Source organism: Lactobacillus sp. ESL0228, assembly GCF_003692825.1.
In the GTDB taxonomy this organism is placed as follows: Bacteria; Bacillota; Bacilli; order Lactobacillales; family Lactobacillaceae; genus Lactobacillus.
The window spans coordinates 34,990-55,491 of sequence record NZ_REHJ01000008.1; the positions used below are offsets into that span (position 1 = coordinate 34,990).

Consider the following 20,502-nt stretch of genomic DNA (forward strand, 5'->3'; position numbering starts at 1 on the left):
AGGAGGCAGAAGAATGGCTTTCAGTAAAATAGGTAAATTTTTTGGCGTTTCTGATGATGAGATGATTAATGACGAAGATTATCTTGAAGATCGATCTGTTGATGAAGAGAATACGGCTATTACTAACGGCGTTGATCATGATAAAGTTGTCTCAATTAAATCTGGGATAAGTTCTACTAAAAGTAAGATTGTTCTTTATGAACCGCGCGTGTATTCTGATGCAAAAGATGTTGCTCAAAATCTTTTGAATAATAGAGCTGTAATTATTAACTTTAGTCGCATGGAAGATGCTTCAGCGCGAAGAATTGTTGATTTTATTACGGGTACTGTTTATGCTCTTAGTGGTGAAATTCAACGCATTGGAGATAAGATTTTTTTAGCTACACCACCTAAATTTGTGACTAATGGTAAAATTAGCGATTTAGTTGACAAGAAAGATAACCTAAGTTAATGACAACAGTAATTTATAGTGTAATAACCCTAATTCGGCAACTAATCTGGATATATAGTATTATAATGGTAATTGATGCGATTATGAGTTGGGTTCCAGCTATGAGGAATTCAACTGTAGGTCGGTTAATTGATCGTTTGATTGAACCATATTTGAGTATTTTTCGTAAAGGACCAATTGAAAGCTTATCTAGCTCAACTGGGTTAGATTTATCTTTCATATTAGGACTATTACTACTTTATTTTGTACAAGATCATGTTATCATTTGGATAGCTAATATTTTACTAAGACTAGTTAATTAGGAACATACTATTTTATAAACTTAATAAAGTTAAAGAAGTCTTTTCAGTTGTTACTGGGGTGACTTTTTTTTATAAAAAGAATTTTAAATTCAGGTAGATTGTTGACAAATAAAAGTTCAAAGATTGAATTAAAGTTGGTGAATTAGAACGAATTTAGAAAAATTAAAGAGACAGCAACAGTATGCTAAAAATATTTTAAGTCAATATGAACAGTCTGATCACAAGTTTAATAACAAGATAATTAGTTTTTTTAATAATGTTGCGTTTAGGAATGAAATCATTTTGACTGATTTTCTTGATCCTGGGCAAATTGCAATGCTAAAAGCAATAGCAGGGACTGAAATTTATGTTCAAGAATATGGTGGTTACAGTAGAGCTGAAAAAAGGAGGCTCTATTTAACTCCAAAAAAGTCTAAACGATCAATTTTCGATTTTCAAATTGCGATTTGTCAAATTAATTATCCATCAAAATTTGCTCGATTAAATCATAGCATGATATTAGGGACTCTAGCCAATGCCGGTGTTGAAACTGATACTTTTGGTGATATAATCACGGATGGTAACGGAAATTGGCAATTTATGGTTAAAAAAGAGCTATTGCCTTTTTTTGAGAAGGAAATTAATAGAATTGGCCAAACCAAAGTGGAAATTAAGTCAGTTAAACTTTCTCAAGTGTTATTGCCAAAAGATAATAGTAAGGAAGTAGTAATTATTACATCTTCTCTTAGGATTGATGCAGTTCTTTCTGGAATTAGTGGTCATAGTCGAAGACAAATGAAGGATGCTTTTGCAAATAATTTAATTAAATTAAATTGGCATCATGTGATTGATTCTAATATAATAGTAAAAAAAGATGATATTCTAAGTTTGAGATTTTTTGGTAGAAGTCAAATTTTAGATATTTTAATAACTCGAAAAGGTAAATACAAGGTGGTGCTAAAACTTTGGCAAACAAAGAAACACAGAAGAAATTAACTCCAATGGATATTCATGATGTGGAATTTAAAAAAAGAGGATTAAGTGGTTATGATAGACATGATGTTGATCAGTTTCTAGATCAAATTGTTGATGATTATGGTGATACTCTTGATCAAACTGTAGATTTAAAAAATGAAATATTGCAATTGAAGCAAAAACAAAGTGAGGCACAGCAACAAATTGATAGTTTGAATAAACAAGTAGCAGACTACCAAAGAGTTCAACGAGCTGCACAAGAAACAATTGCCCAGGCCCAGGTAAGGGCGCGACAAATTGTTGATGAAGCTACGCAAAATGCTAACGATCAAATTGCTCAAGCTAAGGTCGACACTGATTATCAAAAACAGCAACTTCAAACAATTAAGGCCGATTATAAACATGTTAAAGAAGAAGTGGCAAGTTATCGAAGCTATATTCAAAAGTTATTGCAGCAAGCAATTGATAATTTAAACGATGAACAGTGGCAAAAAGCACTTGATAAATATTTTGGAACTGAGCGCTTCTATCCACAAGATGGTGGGGAACCGTTAACTTTAACTTATGCTGAGGAAGATGTTGATGACGAAGATGATGAGGTTGACAATGATAACCCAAATGAAGTAAACTTTGGTGAAGACATTGATAATGATGAGCCGCGCCCAATGGAGGGCGATAGTTCTAATAATACAACGATCGATGTGCACGATAATGATTCAGGAGCAAATTCATTTATTTTTCCTGATGATTATAAGAATCACAATTAATAGACCGATAGTAAAATTGAGGTAGACTCAGCGAATTAGCGATGGTGGGAGGCTAGTCAAAGATACCATAGATTGATCAGCTGTCTTATTGGTTTATTGCGTCATTGCACGATATGCAATTATAAGTGGAGCTTAATAAGCTCAATTTAGGTGGTACCACGATTAAAAGCTCGCCCTAATTTTTAGGGTGAGTTTTTTATATAGAAAGGAATCCAAATGAAAGTAAAAGATACATTAAATTTAGGTAAAACCAAATTTAAGATGCGGGGAAATCTTCCGGTTCGTGAAGTAGAGTGGCAAAAGAGTTGGGACGAAAACAGGTTATACGAGCAACGATTAAAACTAAATGCGGGCAAGCCAAGATTTGACTTGCATGATGGCCCACCATTTGCTAATGGCAATATTCATATGGGACACGCTCTAAATAAAGTTTCCAAAGATATTATTGTTCGTTTCAAAAACATGAGTGGACATTATGCTCCTTTTGTGCCAGGATGGGATACTCATGGTCTACCAATTGAACAACAATTGGCAAAACAGGGCATAAAACGTGAAAAAATGAGTCGTTCAAAGTATCGCCAATTGTGTCAAGACTACGCAAATAAGGAAATTAAAAAGCAAATGGCTGACTTTAAGCGTTTAGGAGTCATGGCTGATTGGGATCATCCATATATTACTTTACAACCAGAATATGAAGCAACAGAAATTCGCCTATTTGGTAAAATGTATGAAAAAGGCTTTATTTATAAAGGTAAAAAGCCAGTTTATTGGTCACCATCGAGTGAATCTACCTTGGCTGAAGCAGAAGTCGAATATCATGACATCGAATCTCCCTCGATTTATATTTCATTTCCTGTCAAAGATGGTAAAGGAATTCTAAGCGAAAAAGATACTTATTTTGTAATTTGGACGACGACTCCATGGACCATCCCTTCTAATCAAGGTATTACTGTTAATCCAGCTTTTGATTATTCAGTTGTTAAGGTTGACAATAAAAAATATGTCATTGGTACCCAACGGCTAACTACCGTTGCTGAAATACTTGGTTGGAAAGATTACCAAATTGTTCAACATCTGAAGGGAAGCGATATGGATCGAATGTTAGCAACACATCCTCTTTATGGTCAAGATGTGTTACTAATGAATGCTATGCATGTAACTGCAGATGATGGAACAGGATTAGTCCATACAGCATCTGGGTTTGGTGAAGATGATTATAATGTTGCCCAAAAATATGGGTTACCGGTATTTAGTCCGATGAACAATAAAGGATGCTTTACTGATGAGATTCCTGATCCTGATTTAGTTGGTATTTTTTATGCTGATGCTAATAAAATTGTTAGTGAAAAGCTAAAAAAATCTGGTAATTTATTAAAATTAAGTTACTTTACTCACTCTTATCCACATGATTGGCGGACAAAAAAGCCAGTGATTTATCGAGCAACAACACAATGGTTTGCTTCAATTGATAAATGTCGTGAACAAATTCTCAGTCAAATTAATCAAGTTGATTTTAAGCCTTCATGGGGTAAATTACGTTTGCATAATATGATTAAGGATCGTGGTGACTGGGTAATTTCTAGGCAACGTGCATGGGGAGTACCACTACCTATATTTTATGCAGAGGATGATACACCAATTGTTACACCTCAAACGATTGAACATATTGCACAAATCTTTGAAAAAGAGGGATCGAATGCCTGGTACAAATATAGTGCTAAAGACTTGTTACCAGAAGGCTTCACATCTGAACATTCTCCCCATGGAGAATTTAGAAAGGAAACTGATATCCTTGACGTTTGGTTTGATTCAGGGTCATCTCATCAAGCAGTGATGGCTAAAAGACCAGATTTGCACTTTCCAGCGGATTTATATCTTGAAGGTAGTGATCAATACCGTGGTTGGTTTAATTCAAGTTTAATTACTTCGGTTGCAACAACTGGGAAAGCTCCGTATCATTCAATTTTATCTCAAGGATTCGTACTAGATGATAAGGGACATAAAATGTCTAAGTCTTTAGGCAATGTTATTGCGCCTAGTGATATCATTAAAAAAATGGGCGCAGAAATTATCAGGCTTTGGGTTGCTTCAGTTGATGCTACCTCTGACGTAGCCGTTTCACAAGAAATTTTGAGTCAAACTTCTGAAAGTTACCGTAAAATTAGAAACACCTTTCGTTATTTACTTGCAAATACAAATGATTTTGATCCTATAAAAGACCGAGTTGATTATCGAGAATTAAATTCAATTGATCAATATCTAGAGGTTAGATTAAATGATTTAGTTGAGAGTTGTTTAAAAAGTTATGAATTATACGATTTTAACATGGTATATAAACGTGTCTTTGCATTTATTTCGAACGATTTATCGGCTTTTTATTTAGATTTTGCTAAGGACGTCTTATACATTGAAGGTAAAAATAGTCATGCTAGACGTTCAATGCAAACTGTAATTTATGATGCAGCAGTTAAATTAGCAAAAATTTTAACTCCAATTTTGCCACACACTATGGAAGAAATTTGGACATTTTTAAAAGAAAAAGAAGACTACATTCAACTTTCTGAAATGCCAGTTGTTGAACAATATGATAATCGTGATAAACTATTATCATATTGGAATATTTTTATGGACTTGCGCGATGATGTTCTCAAAGCGCTTGAAGAAGCACGTAATAAAAAATTGATTGGAAAGTCATTTGAAGCTGCTGTAACAATATATCCAACTGAAAAAGTTATGAATGCCCTAAAACAATTGGATGCAGATTTTAGACAGATATTAATTGTTTCTAAATTAATAATTGCTCAGGATAATGCACCTACAGAAGCAGAACAATTTTCAAGTGCCTCAATAATTGTTAAACGTGCTGATGGAGAAGTATGTCCACGTTGTCGAATGATTAGAACAGATATTGGTAAAGATAACGATTTGTCAATGATTTGTGGTCGGTGTGCTGCAATTGTTAAGTCTGAGTTTCCAGAAGCAATTCAAGAAGGATTAGAAGAATAATGCGTTTAGGAATAGTCAAACAGTTTGATCAAAATAGCAGTTTTGGTTTTATTGAAGACGAACAGAATCATAAATCCTATTTTGTTTTTTATACTGCGATTAAAGAAGAGGGTTATCGCAGGCTTCAAGTGGGACAAAAGGTCAAATACCAACTTGCGCAAGGTAAAAACGGATTACAATGTGTTAATGTATATTTAGCCGATGTTTAGGAAAGAGAATAAATGGATTTAACAGAAACCGAAATTTCTACAAAACAAATTTTTTCGGGTCGAATTGTTGACCTTTCAGTTAAGACAATTAGATTACCTAATGGTGAGACTGCTACTAGAGAAGTGGTAAAACATCAGCCAGCAGCAGCGGCTATTGCAGTTAATAACAAGCAGGAAATGCTTCTAGTTGAGCAATGGCGAGAACCGATAAAGGAATTAACTTTAGAAATTCCAGCAGGCTTAATTGATAAAAAGGATGCAAGTCCTTTGGATGCAATGAAACGGGAATTAAATGAAGAGGGAGGCTATCATGCAGACTATTGGGAGCCAATCACCGAATTTTATTCTTCACCTGGATTTACTGATGAAAAGTTATATCTATTTTATTGTGATACATTGACAAAAGTAACTGACAAATTACCTCTTGACGACGATGAGTTTTTAACAGGACATTGGTATAATTTAGAAGAATTAAAGCGGTTAATCTCTCAAGGAAAGATTGTTGATGCTAAAACCTTATATGCAATGAGTGTATGGGAAAACATGCTGTTAACTGGTGCTAACACAAAGGAATAAGATGACTGAAAAGCGTTCTGATTACCGTAAAAAAATCAAACACAAGAAAAATAAACAATTTTTAAATTCAATTAAGACCGCATTTGAGGATAATGAAGTTGATGTTAATCCTGCATTTACAAGAGAAACAGAAAAAGACTCTTCAGTAAGCGAATCTGTGGGGCGACGCGAAAGTCAGCAATACAGTAGGACTCAGGATATTAATCAACTTTCTGAAGAAAAAGGATTACGACTTAAGCGAAAATTAAATCATGCAATTTTAATTGTGTTGACTCTGATAATTTTGGTATTATTTGCGTTATTTCACTTATAATAGATGCGAGGGGAAAATGAAAATAGCAATAATTGTCCCAATGGAAATTGAGGCAGAATATTATCGTAAATATTTTCACTCTGGTAGCAGGAAAATGTTCGGATCGACAGTATTCGAGCATTTTTACGTTAATCAGAATGATATTTATCTGGGACTTAGTGGTATTGGTAAGGTTCAAGCGGCTATCAATTTAACTTGCTTACTGAGCCAAGTAAATATAGATTTAATATTAATGACTGGAACCGCTGGGTCATTACAGCAAGAAGTTCATCAAGGAGATTTGGTTATTGCTAAAACTTTTTCTTATCATGACGTGCATAATACACTTGCTGGAGATTATGTTGAAGGTCAAATTCCTGGAGAGCCAGCTGTTTTTGATCTAGATTCATGTGAACGAAATAATTTTATTCAGTTTATCCATGAACAAAATTTATCCTATCAAGAGGGGCTAATTGTAACAGGTGATTCATTTATTGGTTCTCAAGAGCAAAAAGATCAAATTAAAAGTAATTTTCCAAATGCTTTAGGTGTAGAAATGGAGGGTGCAGCCTTTGCCCAAGTCTGTCATCATTTCAAGAAACCGCTCATTGCTATTCGGGCAATCTCAGATAATGGTGATGATGGTGCAAATGATGATTTTGATTTATTTGCCCAAAAGTCTGCCGCCAAGGCAGCCAAGATAATTTGTAAATACCTGGAGAAGATGAAATAGTTCATGAAAGAAATCTATTTAGATAATGCCGCAACGACACCAATGTCTCCCAAAGTAATTGAGAAAATCACTACTGAAATGAAGAATAATTTTGGTAATGCTTCTAGTACCTATGAAATAGGTCGTAAGGCGAGACATACAATTGATCAGGCACGATCAAAAATTGCGGCTTCAATTAATGCTGCAGATAATGAAATTGTGTTTACATCAGGGGGGTCAGAAAGCAATAATACTGCCATATTAGGTATTGCACACAGCAAAAAAAACAATGGGAGCCGAATTATTACTACTAAAATTGAGCATCCTTCTGTTTTAGAACCAATGAAACAACTTGAAAAAGAAGGATATGACGTTATTTATTTGGACGTTGATTCTGATGGGCGTATTTCACTTGATCAATTGCAAACAGCGTTAACACCTGAAACAATTTTGGTTTCTGTGATGGCAGTTAATAATGAAATCGGAACAATTAATCCACTTATTAAAATTGGTTCTATCGTAGCTAAAAGCAATGCGTACTTCCACGTTGACGCTGTACAAGGACTCGGAAATATAGAGATCGATGTTAAACAGATGAAGATAGATTTATTGTCAACATCAGCTCATAAGATTAATGGTCCGAAGTTCTTAGGATTTTTATATGAAAATTCGCAAGTTGAATTACCTCCTTTAATTCTTGGTGGTGAACAGGAAACTAAGAGGCGAGCCGGTACCGAAAATGTTCCAGGGATTGCTGGATTTGGCGAAGCAGTCGAAGAAATTACAACAATTGATAAGGCTGAATTACAGGCTAAGTACCGATATTTTCAAAAATTGGTTTTGTTTGAGCTTGACCAAGCTGGAGTTAGTTATGAAATTAACGGTGGCGTTAAAGAATATTGCTCACATCATATTCTGAATTTGCACATTAATGGAGTTTCTACAATTTTACTTCTGACTAGTCTTGATTTAGCTGGTTTTGCAATTTCGGGAGGTTCTGCTTGTACTGCTGGCTCACTTGAGCCATCACATGTTTTGCAAGCTATGTTTGGTTCAAACTCACCACGAATAGATGAATCAATTCGAATATCATTTGGACGATATAATACTGCGAAAGAGATTAAGTCTTTTGCACTTCAGTTAGCAAAAATTGCTTGCAAGTTACAAACAAGAGAAAAATGATTGCTTTATTTTTTAAAATCACTTATTATTTGTAAGAGGGAGATAAATTATGGCAAATATAGCGATAATTAATGGTGATAATCGTAAGTTTACACTTAGTCCTGATTTAAAACTTTATGCGTTGATTGATGTAGGATTTGTGAAAACTAAACGGGGTAATTTCAATTATGAGCACCCGTTATACAATGATTCTCCATACAATGCGCCCACTAAGTTGAAAATGACGATTGATAAAGACATGATGCATTTAACAATGGTTGTGACTGATCGTAATGGTTTAAAGAAAGTTAATATTTTTAAGAATAAACAATTAGCGCCTACAGTTGAACTGTTGAATTATATTCTTAAAGATTTGGAAGAACGCAAAATTATTATTCCAGTAAAGGATTGATTGAAAGTGGCAAAAAAAGCCAGAGTAGTTGTCGGAATGAGTGGCGGAGTGGATTCTTCCGTTTCAGCTTTGCTCCTTAAAGAGCAGGGGTATGATGTTATCGGAGTCTTTATGAAAAATTGGGACGATACCGATGATGCTGGAGTATGTACAGTAACAGAAGATTATGAAGATGTTAAAAAAGTGGCGGATCAAATTGGCATTCCCTACTATTCAATTAACTTTGAAAAAGAATACTGGCAACGTGTATTCGAGTATTTTTTAAAGGAATATAAGCGTGGAAGAACTCCCAATCCAGATATAATGTGTAATAGCCAAATCAAGTTTAAGTCTTTTTTAGAATTTGCTATGAACTTGGATGCTGACTACATTGCAATGGGGCACTATGCCAAAACGGCAACAGATCAAAACGGTATTACCCATATGATGAGACCTAAAGATGGCAACAAAGATCAAACATATTTTTTGAGTCAACTTAGTCAACAACAAATTAGTCGGGTGATTTTTCCTTTAGCTAATTTAACTAAACCTCAAGTTCGTGAGATTGCAATCAAGAGTGGGTTAGCTACAGCTAAGAAAAAAGATTCTACTGGAATTTGCTTTATTGGTGAAAGGAATTTCCGTAAATTTTTGAGTGAATTTTTACCAGCACAATCTGGTAAGATAGTTACTCCTGAAGGCAAAATTGTCGGAGAACATGCAGGTTTAATGTACTATACAATCGGTCAGCGTTCGGGTTTAGGTCTTGGTTCAACTAAAGAATCAACAGCTCCTTGGTTTGTTGTTGGTAAAGACTTGAAAAACAATGAACTGATTGTTGAGCAGGGCTATGACAGTGAGCTGTTATATGCGACTCAGCTTGAAGCAAGTCAAATGTCATTTTTTACAGGTCAACCAAACCACGACTTTAAGATGCGCTGTACTGCAAAATTTCGTTATCGTCAGCCTGATGTCAGTGTAAATGTTCATTATCACTCTAAGACTAATACAATAACTGTCTATTTTGATGAGCCTGCACGGGCGGTTACTCCCGGACAAGCCTTGGTACTATATGATGGTGAAGAATGTTTAGGCGGTGGCAACATTGATTGTGCCTATCAAAATGGGTGTAAGCTTCAATTAGTTTAATTTAAATGAATAAAAAGAGTAGTGTGTCTAAATGGGGTTTCAAAATGTTTTTTAACTTTTGAAATTTCTTAAGAGTACTGCTCTTTTTTCTTTAATTAATTAAGTCTTTTTATTTTAATTTGATAAAATGATAAACTAAAACAGTAACTAATACAGGAGAGATAGTTTTAAATGCAGATTTATTTTGTTCGTCACGGGAAAACACAATGGAACCAAGCACAGATATTTCAAGGAGCACACGGTGATTCTTCATTATTGCTTCAAAGTTTAATTGATATAAAAAAATTAGGAAATTACTTAAAAGGAACAGACTTTTCTGCAATTTATACTAGTCCTTTAAAACGAGCAGTTACAACAGCAAAGGGACTTCAACAAGAATTGGAAACAAATTTAATTATAAAAACTGATGAGCGTTTACGAGAATTTGATTTAGGCAAACTTGAAGGGTTACATTTTTCAAACGCGTTGGCTAAATACCCTGAACAAGTAAATAATTTATGGCATCACCCTCAAAATTATGATGGCAAAAGTATTGGTGGAGAAAATTATAGTGATGTAATCAAGCGAGGCAAAAATTTTACCCAAGAAATTGTCCAAAAATATCCTAAAAAAGATCAGAAAGTTTTGGTAATTAGTCATGGAGCTGCACTTGCGGCAATTTTAGGCGGGTTGTTAGGATATTCTCTAAATAATCTTCGTCAACATGGTGGGCTGAGTAATACTAGTTTAACAATCCTGGAAACAATAGACCAAGGAAAAAACTTTCACTTAATTGTATGGAATGAAACTAGTTTTTTAGAAAGAAAATTGGTGGATTCAGATTCATTATGAAAAGTAATAAATTTCCAAAAAAAGATGACAATAAAATGATCAAAAAACGGATAGATAATTTAATTAGTGAAATTGATAACCATCCACAGGAATCAGAAAATTATTTAAAATTAGCAACAATTTTGATCGAAGAAGGTAGCTTTGACCAAGCTACGCAGCTGCTTGAGCAAGCTAAAAATGCAGTTAAGAATTCACAAGATTTAGATTATGATTTGGCAGTGTGTTATTACATGCAGGGAAAATATGATCAAGCACTGAAGCTACTCGATCATATTCCAAATGATGATCTGGTTTTATACCAAAAATCATTAGTTTTAATGAAAATGGGACAACTGCAAAAGGCTCTTGCCTATGCTTTGACAATTAGTGAAACTGATGATCGCGTCCTAGAATTACTAGGAGATATTTGGCTTGGTTTGGGAGAATTTGACCAGGCGGAAAAGAGTTATACAACAATTTCGCAGGACCAGCGCAGTGCTAAGGTTAACTTTATGTTAGGAATCACGATTTTAACTAAAAATCGTGATTTAGCAGAAAAACATTTTACCATCTCTCAAAAGCAAGATATTAAATATTTTGAGCAAGCTCAAAAAAAGTATGATGCACTTTTAAAAATAATCGGGGATAAGGACAAGTTTAATGGTTGAGTTCACTGGAAAAATAAATCGTACCATCTTTGAAAATGATCAGGATTTGTACAAAATTCTTGATGTAACAATTATTGATTCAATAGATGGTTATGATCGTGAAGAAATCAAGGTAACAGGTAATTTCGGTGATATTCAAATTGGTGGCACTTATCGATTTCACGGTAGTTTAATTATTCATAATAAGTTTGGACAACAATTTAAGTGTGAAAGTTATAAGCAAGCTTTACCACACGAAAAGGGCAGTTTGGTTAATTATTTGAGTTCTAAACAATTTCTAGGTATTGGCAAAAAAACCGCAAATAAAATTGTTGCTTCATTAGGAATTAATGCTTTAAGTATTTTAAAGGATAATCCCACTAAGATTGCTACATTATCACTGACTAAAAAGCAAAAGGATAGCTTGTTAAATGGTATCAATGCAATGGACTCCTATTCTGAAATTATTCTGAAATTGGCTCAATTTGGTTTAAACAGAAAGGTTTCAAATAAGATATATCAGATTTACCATGGTGAAACTTTGAGTAAACTTCAAAAAGACCCATATGCTATGATAGCGGAAGTGACTGGATACGGTTTTAAAAGTGCTGATCGAATGGGTATGGAATTAGGTCTAGCAAATGATGATCCTCGTAGAATTAAGGGTGCTCTTTTTCAGATTTTAACTGATGAATTAAGTCAAGCTGGTAATACATTTATTAAACTAAAATTACTTTTGATAAATGCTGGTAAATTATTATCATTTGATAACTATGATGTAATTGCAACATGTGTCAATGATCTGCAGCATGAAGGTAAAATTGTTGTCGCAGGTGAAAATGCAGCATTACAAAATATTTTTCAAACAGAAAATGACATTGCCTTAACAATGAAAAATTTACTTGAAAAACAAAAAACAGATAATTATTCTGTAAAAGATGTTCAAAAAGCAATCAAAAAAGCTGAAAAACAACTTAATATTCACTATGATGATATACAACGAGTTGCGATTATTAACGCTTTAACTAATCCAATTTCAATTTTAACAGGGGGACCAGGAACTGGTAAAACAACAATTATTAATGGAATTTTGTTGGCATTACGAAATTTGGCAGAAATTCCTGCCTCAACACTTTATAGTAGTGATCCACCATTTTTATTAGCAGCACCAACGGGAAGAGCTGCAAAGCGCATGGAGGAAATTACCGGGATTACTGCCAAAACAATTCATCGCTTGCTGGGGCTAGGAATCGGTGAAAACGAAGCTATGGATTTAAATGAGTTAAATGGTGAAATTTTAATTATTGATGAAATGTCAATGGTTGATATGTTTTTGTTTAAGCAATTAGTATCAAGTATCAACGAAACTAAGCATGTGGTATTTGTGGGAGATAAAGACCAATTACCTTCTGTAGGACCGGGAAACGTTTTTGGTGATCTAATTAAGGCTGATGTCTTTCCAACAACTGTTTTGAAACAAATTCATCGTCAAGGTGATGATTCAAGTATTATTACTTTGGCACATGCAATTAATGAAGGGCAAGATCAACAAGTTTTATTTACCAAAACTCAAAATTATTCATTTATTTCTTGCCCTCCACATGAGGTTGACCATGTGGTTAGTCAAATAGTTGAACGTGCACTTGCGCGCGGTTTTAAGCAAGATGATGTGCAAATATTGGGCGCAATGTATCAAGGTGATGGTGGTGTTATCAATTTAAATAATGTGATTCAGGAAATAATGAATCCTGCTAAGCCCAGTAGTAAAACTCTTGATATACATGATGAAACTTTTCGCATTGGTGATCGCATTTTGCAGTTACAAAATAATCCTGAAAAAGATATTTACAATGGGCAAATTGGTAAAATACTATCAATTGATGATAAAAATTCAAAAAAATGTATGACTGCTGATTTTGACGGACGTGAGATTATTTTTAGTAAAAAAGATTTGCTTGATGTAACCCGTGCATATGCAATTACCATACATAAAGCGCAGGGATCAGAATTTCCACTAGTGATTTTAAGTTTAACAATGCAAAATTACGTCATGCTTAAGCGGAACTTATTATATACAGCTGTCACTCGGGCTGAAAAAAATTTGGTTTTAATTGGTGACCCGCGTGCGTATACTCTGGCATTACAAACATCAGGTAATGATAGGCAAACAGGACTAAGTATAAAGTTACGGGAATTTCTTGGTGCAAATATCTCAAAAAAAGAATTACAAACCAATTCTGTATCTGAGCAAACAATTCTAAAACAGGAGAAAAATGAATATATTCTAACAGCAGAAATGATTTATTCAGGACAGATTGATCCAATGATTGGGATGCAAAAAATTACGTTGCAATCAAATTCGTAAGCAGAGGAGAAAAATGGCAGCAAAAATATTTTTAGGATATGATAATTTAAAAACAAAGTTGGTTGACTGGCTGGCGGCTAACACGCAAGTTATTCAGTTCGATGATGAAACTATAGAAATTATGACACCTGTAAAGGACGCATTAAAAGATGACATTTATTGTTTTGTTACCAAAAAAACAAAAGGCTATCAGGTTAGCGATGATGGAAGATGCCTTTTTAAGTTAGATCCAAGTGCAAGCGATAGTGAACTGTTTGAAGAAGCAGCAGAAGTTGTAGCAAATGCAAAATTTAAGATAAATATTGATAGTTGGATAATTAGTACTTTGACAGACGAGAAGAATCTGATGGAAACAATCATGAGATTGGCATATATACAGGCAGCTATTTCATATTTAGTGTAACTTTTACTTTAAAAACTCAAAAATTGTTATAACTATATATATTGTGATTTTAGGAAAAAGATAACTAAAAAATATAAAGATAAAATATTATTATGATCTGAACCCCGAAATTAAGACAAATTAATTTCGAGGTTTTTATTATGTCTAAATTATCTAAGCAAGTTTAGTAAAATTGACGTTAGTACAATTAGAAAATAAATGTATCTTTTTTCTTCTATTTTAAAATTATGTGTCATTTTATTAATTAAATTTGTAAAAAGTTAAAAAAAGAGTAAAATTGTCTTTTAAAGAAATAATTGAACGACAGAGAGCGTTCGTTTTGGAGGAATTAAATATGGATTTATCAAAACAGCACAGTCATGGTCTAACTAAAAATCAAAAGTGGACGATTGCATCGACCTCTTCAGGATTTGCTTTAGAAAATATGGATGTGCTTTTTTTATCTTTTGCAATGAGTTCGATGATTGTTGATCTACATTTATCCGGTGGGGCAGCAGGATTGATTTCCTCAATCACTAATTTGGGTATGCTAGTTGGTGGAATTGTATTCGGAATTCTGGGCGACAAAATAGGGCGAGTGAAAACTTTCAGCCATACAGTTATTATATTTGCTGTTGCAACAGCTTGTATGGCATTTGCCAATAATTTATATTTGATCTATGCTTTGCGTTTCTTGGCTGGAATTGGAGCTGGGGGTGAATACGGAGTTGGCATTGCGCTGATTGCTGAAAATTTTCCAAAATCACAAATAGGGAAAATGACTTCCGTTGCGGCAATTGGAGGACAAATAGGAGCAATTTTAGCTGCATTAATTGCAGCGGTGATTATACCGACAGTCGGTTGGCATATGCTTTTTTTAATTGGTATTGTACCAGTAATTTTAACAATTATTATTAGGAAACATCTTCATGAAAGCGAACAGTTTTTATCAGCAAAAACTGAGAGAAAAGGTTCTTTATTGTCGAACGTTTTTAAAGAAATGTTTGCTACAACACAGTTAACTTTTCAAAGTTTAGGTTTAATGTTGATGATGACAGTGCAGATTGCTGGCTATTTTGGATTAATGAACTGGTTGCCAACCATTGTGCAAAAGCAATTACATTTAAATATTGCTAATTCTAGTTTATGGATGATTGCTACAATTGTTGGGATGAGTATTGGGATGATGACATTTGGTTCAATTTTTGATTATTTTGGACCTAGAAAGGCTTTTGGCATTTTCTTAATTGGCTCTGCAGTTATGGTTTATACCCTTAGCTTAGCTACTAATATGATCACTTTACTGCTAATTGGTGCAGTAGTTGGCTTCTTCTCTAATGGGATGTTTGGTGGCTATGGTGCTGTAATTAGTCGACTCTATCCAACTGAAGTTAGATCCAGTGCCAATAATATTATTGTTAACATTGGGCGAGCAATCGGTGGATTTTCATCTGTTGTAATTGGTATTTTGATGGATCATTATAATTTAACAGTTGTAATGGGTTTTCTATCAGCCTTGTATATTATTAGTTTTATAGTGATGATCAACTTGCCAGGATTAAAGAGGTTATCACGGTGATAAAGCATAAAAAAATATAAAAAGTTCCCAAATCGCATTTTTAGCGTCAAGTGATTCGGGACTTTTATAATTAATTTTCATTTAAACCTTTATACAACTCATCGTCACTTTTAATATATACCATATTAATTGCAATGAATTATTTATTAAATTATTTGTTACTGTTCAACTAATCTCTGCTATACTAATAGCGTAGTAAAGTTAAATATTAAAAAGAAAGCTAGGATACTATTTTACATTTTAAGAATATCAAATGGGGAAGTAAAGACTATTTCCAAGCTGAAGAATTGTATGTGTCAGCTTTTCCTAAAGAGGAACGTATTCCGACAATTCAATTAGTTATCAAATCATTGAGAGAAAACATTTACTTTCAAGCAATTTATAATGATGATCAATTCATAGGTTTGGTTTTTGTGGTTGAAGGTAAAGCAGCCGTGTATATAGGATTTTTGGCGATCACATCCAATCAACATGGCCATGGCTATGGTTCACAAGTTTTGCAAATATTACGTAAGCGATTTATAGATAAACGAATAATTTTAGATATTGAACCTGTGATCAAAACTGCACCTAATTATGAGCAGCGTGTTATGAGACTGCATTTCTATGAGAGAAATGGATTTAGTGTTACACGGAGAATGCTAAAAGATGATGGTGGCAGGTTTACTATTTTGACTAGTGATGGAAATTTTGATAAAAGTGAATTTAGTCAACTTTTGAATTATATGGGGTTTAATTTATATAAATTTAAAATTGAATAAACTCAAGTAAAAGATGGTAAATGATTTTAAGATTTTGAAGTTAAAAATAAATGAATAAAAATACAAGTCATAGGAAATTTTGTTTAATGCGTGTAATATTATTTTACAATAGGGGAATAATGTTTTTAACTGATAAAATCTAAATAACCCTAATTATTTATCTAAGAATTAAACTTCATTTCTGTTTATATGCAACCCATGATCACTACCAGAAATTAGATAGTATTTAGAATTATCAAATACTGCTTGATAATGAATTGCAGCGTAATTATTGACAATCTTATCATTTTCACCATGTAGAATTAAAACAGGTCCATGAAAAGCTTGAGCTATTTTATAAATATTAATAAACTTGGCAGTTCTAAAATACCAGTCATTTATACTGAAACCGTCAAACTTCAGTTTTTTAGGAATGTTCTCGGGATCATAATTAATCCCCATACAAGTACCTATTCTTGCATCATCAACCAGAGTAGCTGCGGGTGACATAAGTACTAATTTATCAATTTTGTCTGGGTAAAATCCTGCCATCATTGATGCTATGACACCACCTTGAGAATGACCAATAAGAAATAATTTGTTTAACCCTTGAAGGTTATCAAAAACGTATTGTAAAATTGCGTGAAAATCTTCAAGTTCATTATAAATAGTCATATTATCCAGTGCACCGTCACTTAACCCCGTGACCGTTAAAGTCAAACCTGATAGTTGCAATTCCTTTGTTTTGTAATTTTTTGCTAAAACTGGTAATAAGTCATTAACTTTAGGGTCCATCATTCCTACAAATCCATAAGCCAAAATTGCTGCATTATATTTATTTGTCTTTGGGATTGAAAGTTTAGCTGCTAAATTTAAGCCATCATGCTAATTGCGGTGGTTATATATAATTATGATTTTTTAAATTCATAAAAAATTTTATGTAAAAATCACTATTTAAATGTTTAGGTAAACAAAAATACCCCAAGATTAATTTATCTTAGGGTTCATAATTATTAAACTGTTTCAGTGCATTTATTTATCGTAATAAATTAAAGTGATCAATTGCAAATTCTAGTTCAAAAGAACTCAATTGTATTTCCTCACCATCAAGCTGAGCAAATTCTTTTTTATTGGTTTTTACTGTTATTTTGTCAGCTTCAATGTAATGAAATTGTGTGTCATGCACATGTGAACCATCCTTTAAAAGTTTGATAAACAACTTAGCTAATTTACGTATTGTGAACTTTTCAATTACAACTGTATCGAGTTTGTGGCTGTCAATTCTTGCAGAGGGCAAAAGAGAAATACCACCACCCAAATATGGATGATTTGTTGTAGTTACTAAAAAGGCTTTATTATAATATCGTTTCTTACCATCGCCTACGACTTCAACACTAAATGTGTCCTGCTTACGCAAACTAGATAAAATATTAAGACTGTAAATTAGCTTGCCTTCATTAATTCGATTTAAAATCTTTTTGAACTCAGAGATATTGCTAAAATGATTTACACAAGCATCGAAACCAATACCAAAACTATTAGCAAAATAATAATTTTGGTGACTAGAAGGAGATAATTTAAATGAACCACAGTCAATACGATCAGCTGTTAAACCGTTTTTGAAATGCTTAAGTAGTTTTTTGGGATTAGACGTTAAATTGGCTGCACGTCCAAAGTCATTTCCTGTACCAGCAGGCAAATATGCAAAAGGTGTTTGAGGATTATTTGATCGTTTAATGCCATTAAGTGCTTCATTAAGCGACCCATCGCCGCCAATTATTAACAAAACTTCATTTTTTTGGTGTTTGTGCTCACCGTAAACTTGAGCAAGTTTGATTAACTCACCAGCATAAGTGCTTTTTTTTATATCAAAATGTATATTTTCGTTAACTAAGAGCAAGACAACTTGATCCATTATTTTTTTGGCATGACCGTTACCGGCTGTTTCATTCACTAAGAGATGTATTTTTAATTTATTATTCATCAATTTTGTTCTTTAAATAAAAAGCCCCTTAGGGCTTTTTTATTTCTTTTCAACTAACATTGGCAAAATCATTGGTCTTCTTTTAGTCTTTGAATATAAAAAATCAGAAAGATTTTCAACAATTGCCTTACGAATGATACTATCTTTTGGATTATCAGTTTTATCCATTTCAGTTTTTAATATGTGGTAAATATGCTTTTGAGCTTGATTAATTAACTCGGTTGATTCACGCATGTAAACAAAACCACGACTTAAAACGTCTGGACCAGCTAAAACACGTTTATGTTTATAATCAACAGTTGCTACTACGATCACAATGCCATCTTCTGATAAAACTTGTCGATCGTGAACCACAACGTTGCCGACATCGGCAGTTCCGGATGTATCAACATAAACATCTCCAGCAGGAACATGACCAGCAATTCGAGATCCTTCAGGACCAAAGCAAATTACTTCGCCATTTTCCAAGACAAAGGTATTTTCAGCAGGTACACCTGCTGCTTGTGCTAGTTCAGTATGAATAACTTGCATACGATATTCACCATGAACTGGGATCATATATTTAGGTTTTGTTAAACGAACCATCATCTTTAACTCTTCTTGTCCGCCATGACCAGAAGTGTGAACATTGTTAATGCGGCCATGAACGACATTTGCTCCACCCTCCATTAATTTATTGATCAAGTGATTGACACTTAAGGTGTTTCCAGGGATAGGGTTGGATGAAAAAATAACCGTATCACCAGGTTGAAGGCTGATCTGCCGATGAGTACCATTAGCAATTCGAGACAGAGCAGCGAGTGGTTCGCCTTGAGAACCAGTACACAGAATCATAACTTCATCAGCAGGAGTGTGATTAATTTCATTTGCATCAACAATTAATCCTTCTGGAACGTTGAGGTAACCAAGATCAATTCCATTTTGTACACCATTTTCCATACTACGACCAAAAATCGCAACTTTTCTTCCAGTATCGATTGCAGCTTGAATTGCTGTTGAAACTCGATATAAATTTGAGGCAAATGTAGCAAAAATTATTCGTCCATGAATACCAGTAATGATATCATGCAATGATTTAGCAACGAATCGTTCTGATTTCGTGAATTGTGAAACTTCAGCATTTGTAGAATCTGACAAAAGTGCTAAAACTCCTTCGTTACCGAGTTTAGCCATTGTTTGAAAGTCTGGAGCTGGTTGATTCATGACAGGAGTTAAATCAAACTTAAAGTCACCGGTAAAAACAACAGCCCCTAGTGGAGTATGGATAGCAATTCCTAATGTATCTGGAATTGAGTGAGTAGTCCTAAAAAAAGTAACACTAAGTTTTTTGAATTTTAGAACTGTATCTTCATGTTCTTCATGTAATTCGGTAGTTCTTAAAAGACCATGTTCTTCAAGTTTGCCCTTAATTAAAGCAAGCGCAAATGGCGTAGCATAAACGGGAATTTCTGGTATTTTTTCAAGTAAGAAAGGAATTCCACCAATATGGTCTTCATGGCCGTGACTGACAACCAATGCTTTAATTTTCTTTCGATTTTTTACTAAATAAGAATAATCAGAAATAACATAGTTAATACCAAGTAAATCATCTTCTGGGAATTTAATTCCGCAATCCATGATAATAATTTCATCTTGATACTGAACACAATACATATTCTTGCCAATTTCATGCAACCCCCCGATTGCAACAATGGCAACTTCATTATTTTTTATACGCAATTAGATTACTTCTTACTTTCAAAGGACGTTAATTTAAAATCAGCGTGCTCTTTTTCGTATTTTAATGAGTTTCCAGCTAGTTCTTGGATTAATTCGATATTGTAGGGGGTATTATCTTCAACTAAAGTTCTAGCGTTGACCATATTTTCAGCCTCTAAGTAAAGTGTCTTGGTTGTTTCTCTTCTTGGATTGACAACCTTGTCTTTTTGATACAAAACTTTGTAGATCATATTTGTATTCTCCTTATTAAATTGTTAAAACGTTCATATTTGGGCATGTAGTAAGAAACTAAAAACCCAATAGTTA

The 20,502-nt window shown here is 33.6% G+C and carries 21 protein-coding genes and 1 pseudogene; 18 read left to right on the top strand and 4 right to left on the bottom strand.

Annotated features, from left to right (window positions below):
• Positions 1 to 13: 13 nt before the first annotated feature.
• The 18 genes from F5ESL0228_RS03605 (at position 14) to F5ESL0228_RS03690 (ending at position 16,514) form a co-directional block, all read left to right on the top strand.
• Positions 14 to 451 (top strand): cell division protein SepF, encoded by a 438-nt coding sequence (locus F5ESL0228_RS03605; RefSeq protein ID WP_122022883.1) that lies wholly within the window; start codon positions 14 to 16, stop codon positions 449 to 451.
• Complete coding sequence (locus F5ESL0228_RS03610; RefSeq protein ID WP_122018094.1) at positions 451 to 753, top strand: YggT family protein; 303 nt, start codon at positions 451 to 453, stop codon at positions 751 to 753. Before F5ESL0228_RS03605 ends, F5ESL0228_RS03610 begins: the two co-directional genes overlap by 1 nt.
• A gap of 282 nt (positions 754 to 1,035) precedes the next feature.
• Complete coding sequence (locus F5ESL0228_RS03615) at positions 1,036 to 1,728, top strand: YlmH/Sll1252 family protein (protein ID WP_122022884.1); 693 nt, start codon at positions 1,036 to 1,038, stop codon at positions 1,726 to 1,728.
• Positions 1,698 to 2,474 carry a DivIVA domain-containing protein gene (locus F5ESL0228_RS03620; RefSeq protein ID WP_122022885.1) on the top strand — a complete coding sequence of 259 codons (777 nt, stop codon included), beginning with the start codon at positions 1,698 to 1,700 and terminating at the stop codon, positions 2,472 to 2,474. Before F5ESL0228_RS03615 ends, F5ESL0228_RS03620 begins: the two co-directional genes overlap by 31 nt.
• Positions 2,475 to 2,690: 216 nt before the next feature.
• Positions 2,691 to 5,480, top strand: a complete 2,790-nt coding sequence (gene ileS / locus F5ESL0228_RS03625; RefSeq protein WP_122022886.1) for an isoleucine--tRNA ligase — start codon at positions 2,691 to 2,693, stop codon at positions 5,478 to 5,480.
• Complete coding sequence (locus F5ESL0228_RS03630) at positions 5,480 to 5,689, top strand: cold-shock protein (RefSeq protein WP_122018098.1); 210 nt, start codon at positions 5,480 to 5,482, stop codon at positions 5,687 to 5,689. The genes ileS and F5ESL0228_RS03630 overlap by 1 nt, the downstream gene beginning before the upstream one ends.
• Before the next feature lie 12 nt (positions 5,690 to 5,701).
• Positions 5,702 to 6,265, top strand: coding sequence for an NUDIX hydrolase (locus F5ESL0228_RS03635; RefSeq protein WP_122018099.1), 564 nt, complete (start codon positions 5,702 to 5,704; stop codon positions 6,263 to 6,265).
• 1 nt (position 6,266) lies between these two features.
• The gene (locus tag F5ESL0228_RS03640) at positions 6,267 to 6,578 is read left to right on the top strand and encodes a hypothetical protein (protein ID WP_122018100.1); all 312 of its coding nucleotides are present in this window, start codon (positions 6,267 to 6,269) and stop codon (positions 6,576 to 6,578) included.
• A 16-nt stretch (positions 6,579 to 6,594) separates the two neighbouring features.
• Entirely contained in the window at positions 6,595 to 7,290 is a 696-nt protein-coding gene (locus F5ESL0228_RS03645; protein ID WP_122022887.1) for a 5'-methylthioadenosine/adenosylhomocysteine nucleosidase, read from the top strand.
• Between the two features lie 3 nt (positions 7,291 to 7,293).
• Positions 7,294 to 8,451: a cysteine desulfurase family protein gene (locus F5ESL0228_RS03650; protein WP_122022888.1), complete on the top strand. Its 1,158-nt coding sequence runs from the start codon at positions 7,294 to 7,296 to the stop codon at positions 8,449 to 8,451.
• Between the two features lie 49 nt (positions 8,452 to 8,500).
• Positions 8,501 to 8,842 carry a DUF1831 domain-containing protein gene (locus tag F5ESL0228_RS03655; protein WP_122018103.1) on the top strand — a complete coding sequence of 114 codons (342 nt, stop codon included), beginning with the start codon at positions 8,501 to 8,503 and terminating at the stop codon, positions 8,840 to 8,842.
• The gene (gene mnmA / locus F5ESL0228_RS03660; RefSeq protein ID WP_122022889.1) at positions 8,843 to 9,970 is read left to right on the top strand and encodes a tRNA 2-thiouridine(34) synthase MnmA; all 1,128 of its coding nucleotides are present in this window, start codon (positions 8,843 to 8,845) and stop codon (positions 9,968 to 9,970) included.
• 171 nt (positions 9,971 to 10,141) lie between these two features.
• Positions 10,142 to 10,801 carry a histidine phosphatase family protein gene (locus tag F5ESL0228_RS03665; protein WP_122022890.1) on the top strand — a complete coding sequence of 220 codons (660 nt, stop codon included), beginning with the start codon at positions 10,142 to 10,144 and terminating at the stop codon, positions 10,799 to 10,801.
• The gene (locus tag F5ESL0228_RS03670) at positions 10,798 to 11,448 is read left to right on the top strand and encodes a lipopolysaccharide assembly protein LapB (RefSeq protein WP_122022891.1); all 651 of its coding nucleotides are present in this window, start codon (positions 10,798 to 10,800) and stop codon (positions 11,446 to 11,448) included. Before F5ESL0228_RS03665 ends, F5ESL0228_RS03670 begins: the two co-directional genes overlap by 4 nt.
• Positions 11,441 to 13,792 carry an ATP-dependent RecD-like DNA helicase gene (locus F5ESL0228_RS03675; protein ID WP_122022892.1) on the top strand — a complete coding sequence of 784 codons (2,352 nt, stop codon included), beginning with the start codon at positions 11,441 to 11,443 and terminating at the stop codon, positions 13,790 to 13,792. Before F5ESL0228_RS03670 ends, F5ESL0228_RS03675 begins: the two co-directional genes overlap by 8 nt.
• A 13-nt stretch (positions 13,793 to 13,805) precedes the next feature.
• Positions 13,806 to 14,195, top strand: coding sequence for a DUF1828 domain-containing protein (locus tag F5ESL0228_RS03680; protein ID WP_122022893.1), 390 nt, complete (start codon positions 13,806 to 13,808; stop codon positions 14,193 to 14,195).
• A 334-nt stretch (positions 14,196 to 14,529) separates the two neighbouring features.
• Positions 14,530 to 15,753, top strand: coding sequence for an MFS transporter (locus tag F5ESL0228_RS03685; RefSeq protein WP_122022894.1), 1,224 nt, complete (start codon positions 14,530 to 14,532; stop codon positions 15,751 to 15,753).
• Between the two features lie 293 nt (positions 15,754 to 16,046).
• On the top strand, positions 16,047 to 16,514 hold the full coding sequence (locus tag F5ESL0228_RS03690; protein WP_122022895.1) for a GNAT family N-acetyltransferase: 468 nt from the start codon (positions 16,047 to 16,049) through the stop codon (positions 16,512 to 16,514).
• A 168-nt stretch (positions 16,515 to 16,682) separates the two neighbouring features.
• On the opposite strand, the pseudogene F5ESL0228_RS03695 reads toward F5ESL0228_RS03690, so the two are convergent.
• The 4 genes and pseudogenes from F5ESL0228_RS03695 to F5ESL0228_RS03710 form a co-directional block, all read right to left on the bottom strand.
• Positions 16,683 to 17,345 (bottom strand): annotated as a pseudogene (locus F5ESL0228_RS03695) (alpha/beta hydrolase).
• A gap of 184 nt (positions 17,346 to 17,529) precedes the next feature.
• Positions 17,530 to 18,477, bottom strand: a complete 948-nt coding sequence (locus F5ESL0228_RS03700) for a diacylglycerol kinase family protein (protein ID WP_122022896.1) — start codon at positions 18,475 to 18,477, stop codon at positions 17,530 to 17,532.
• 39 nt (positions 18,478 to 18,516) lie between these two features.
• On the bottom strand, positions 18,517 to 20,196 hold the full coding sequence (gene rnjA / locus F5ESL0228_RS03705) for a ribonuclease J1 (RefSeq protein WP_122018113.1): 1,680 nt from the start codon (positions 20,194 to 20,196) through the stop codon (positions 18,517 to 18,519).
• A 5-nt stretch (positions 20,197 to 20,201) separates the two neighbouring features.
• Complete coding sequence (locus F5ESL0228_RS03710) at positions 20,202 to 20,426, bottom strand: DNA-dependent RNA polymerase subunit epsilon (RefSeq protein ID WP_122018114.1); 225 nt, start codon at positions 20,424 to 20,426, stop codon at positions 20,202 to 20,204.
• Positions 20,427 to 20,502: the final 76 nt, after the last annotated feature.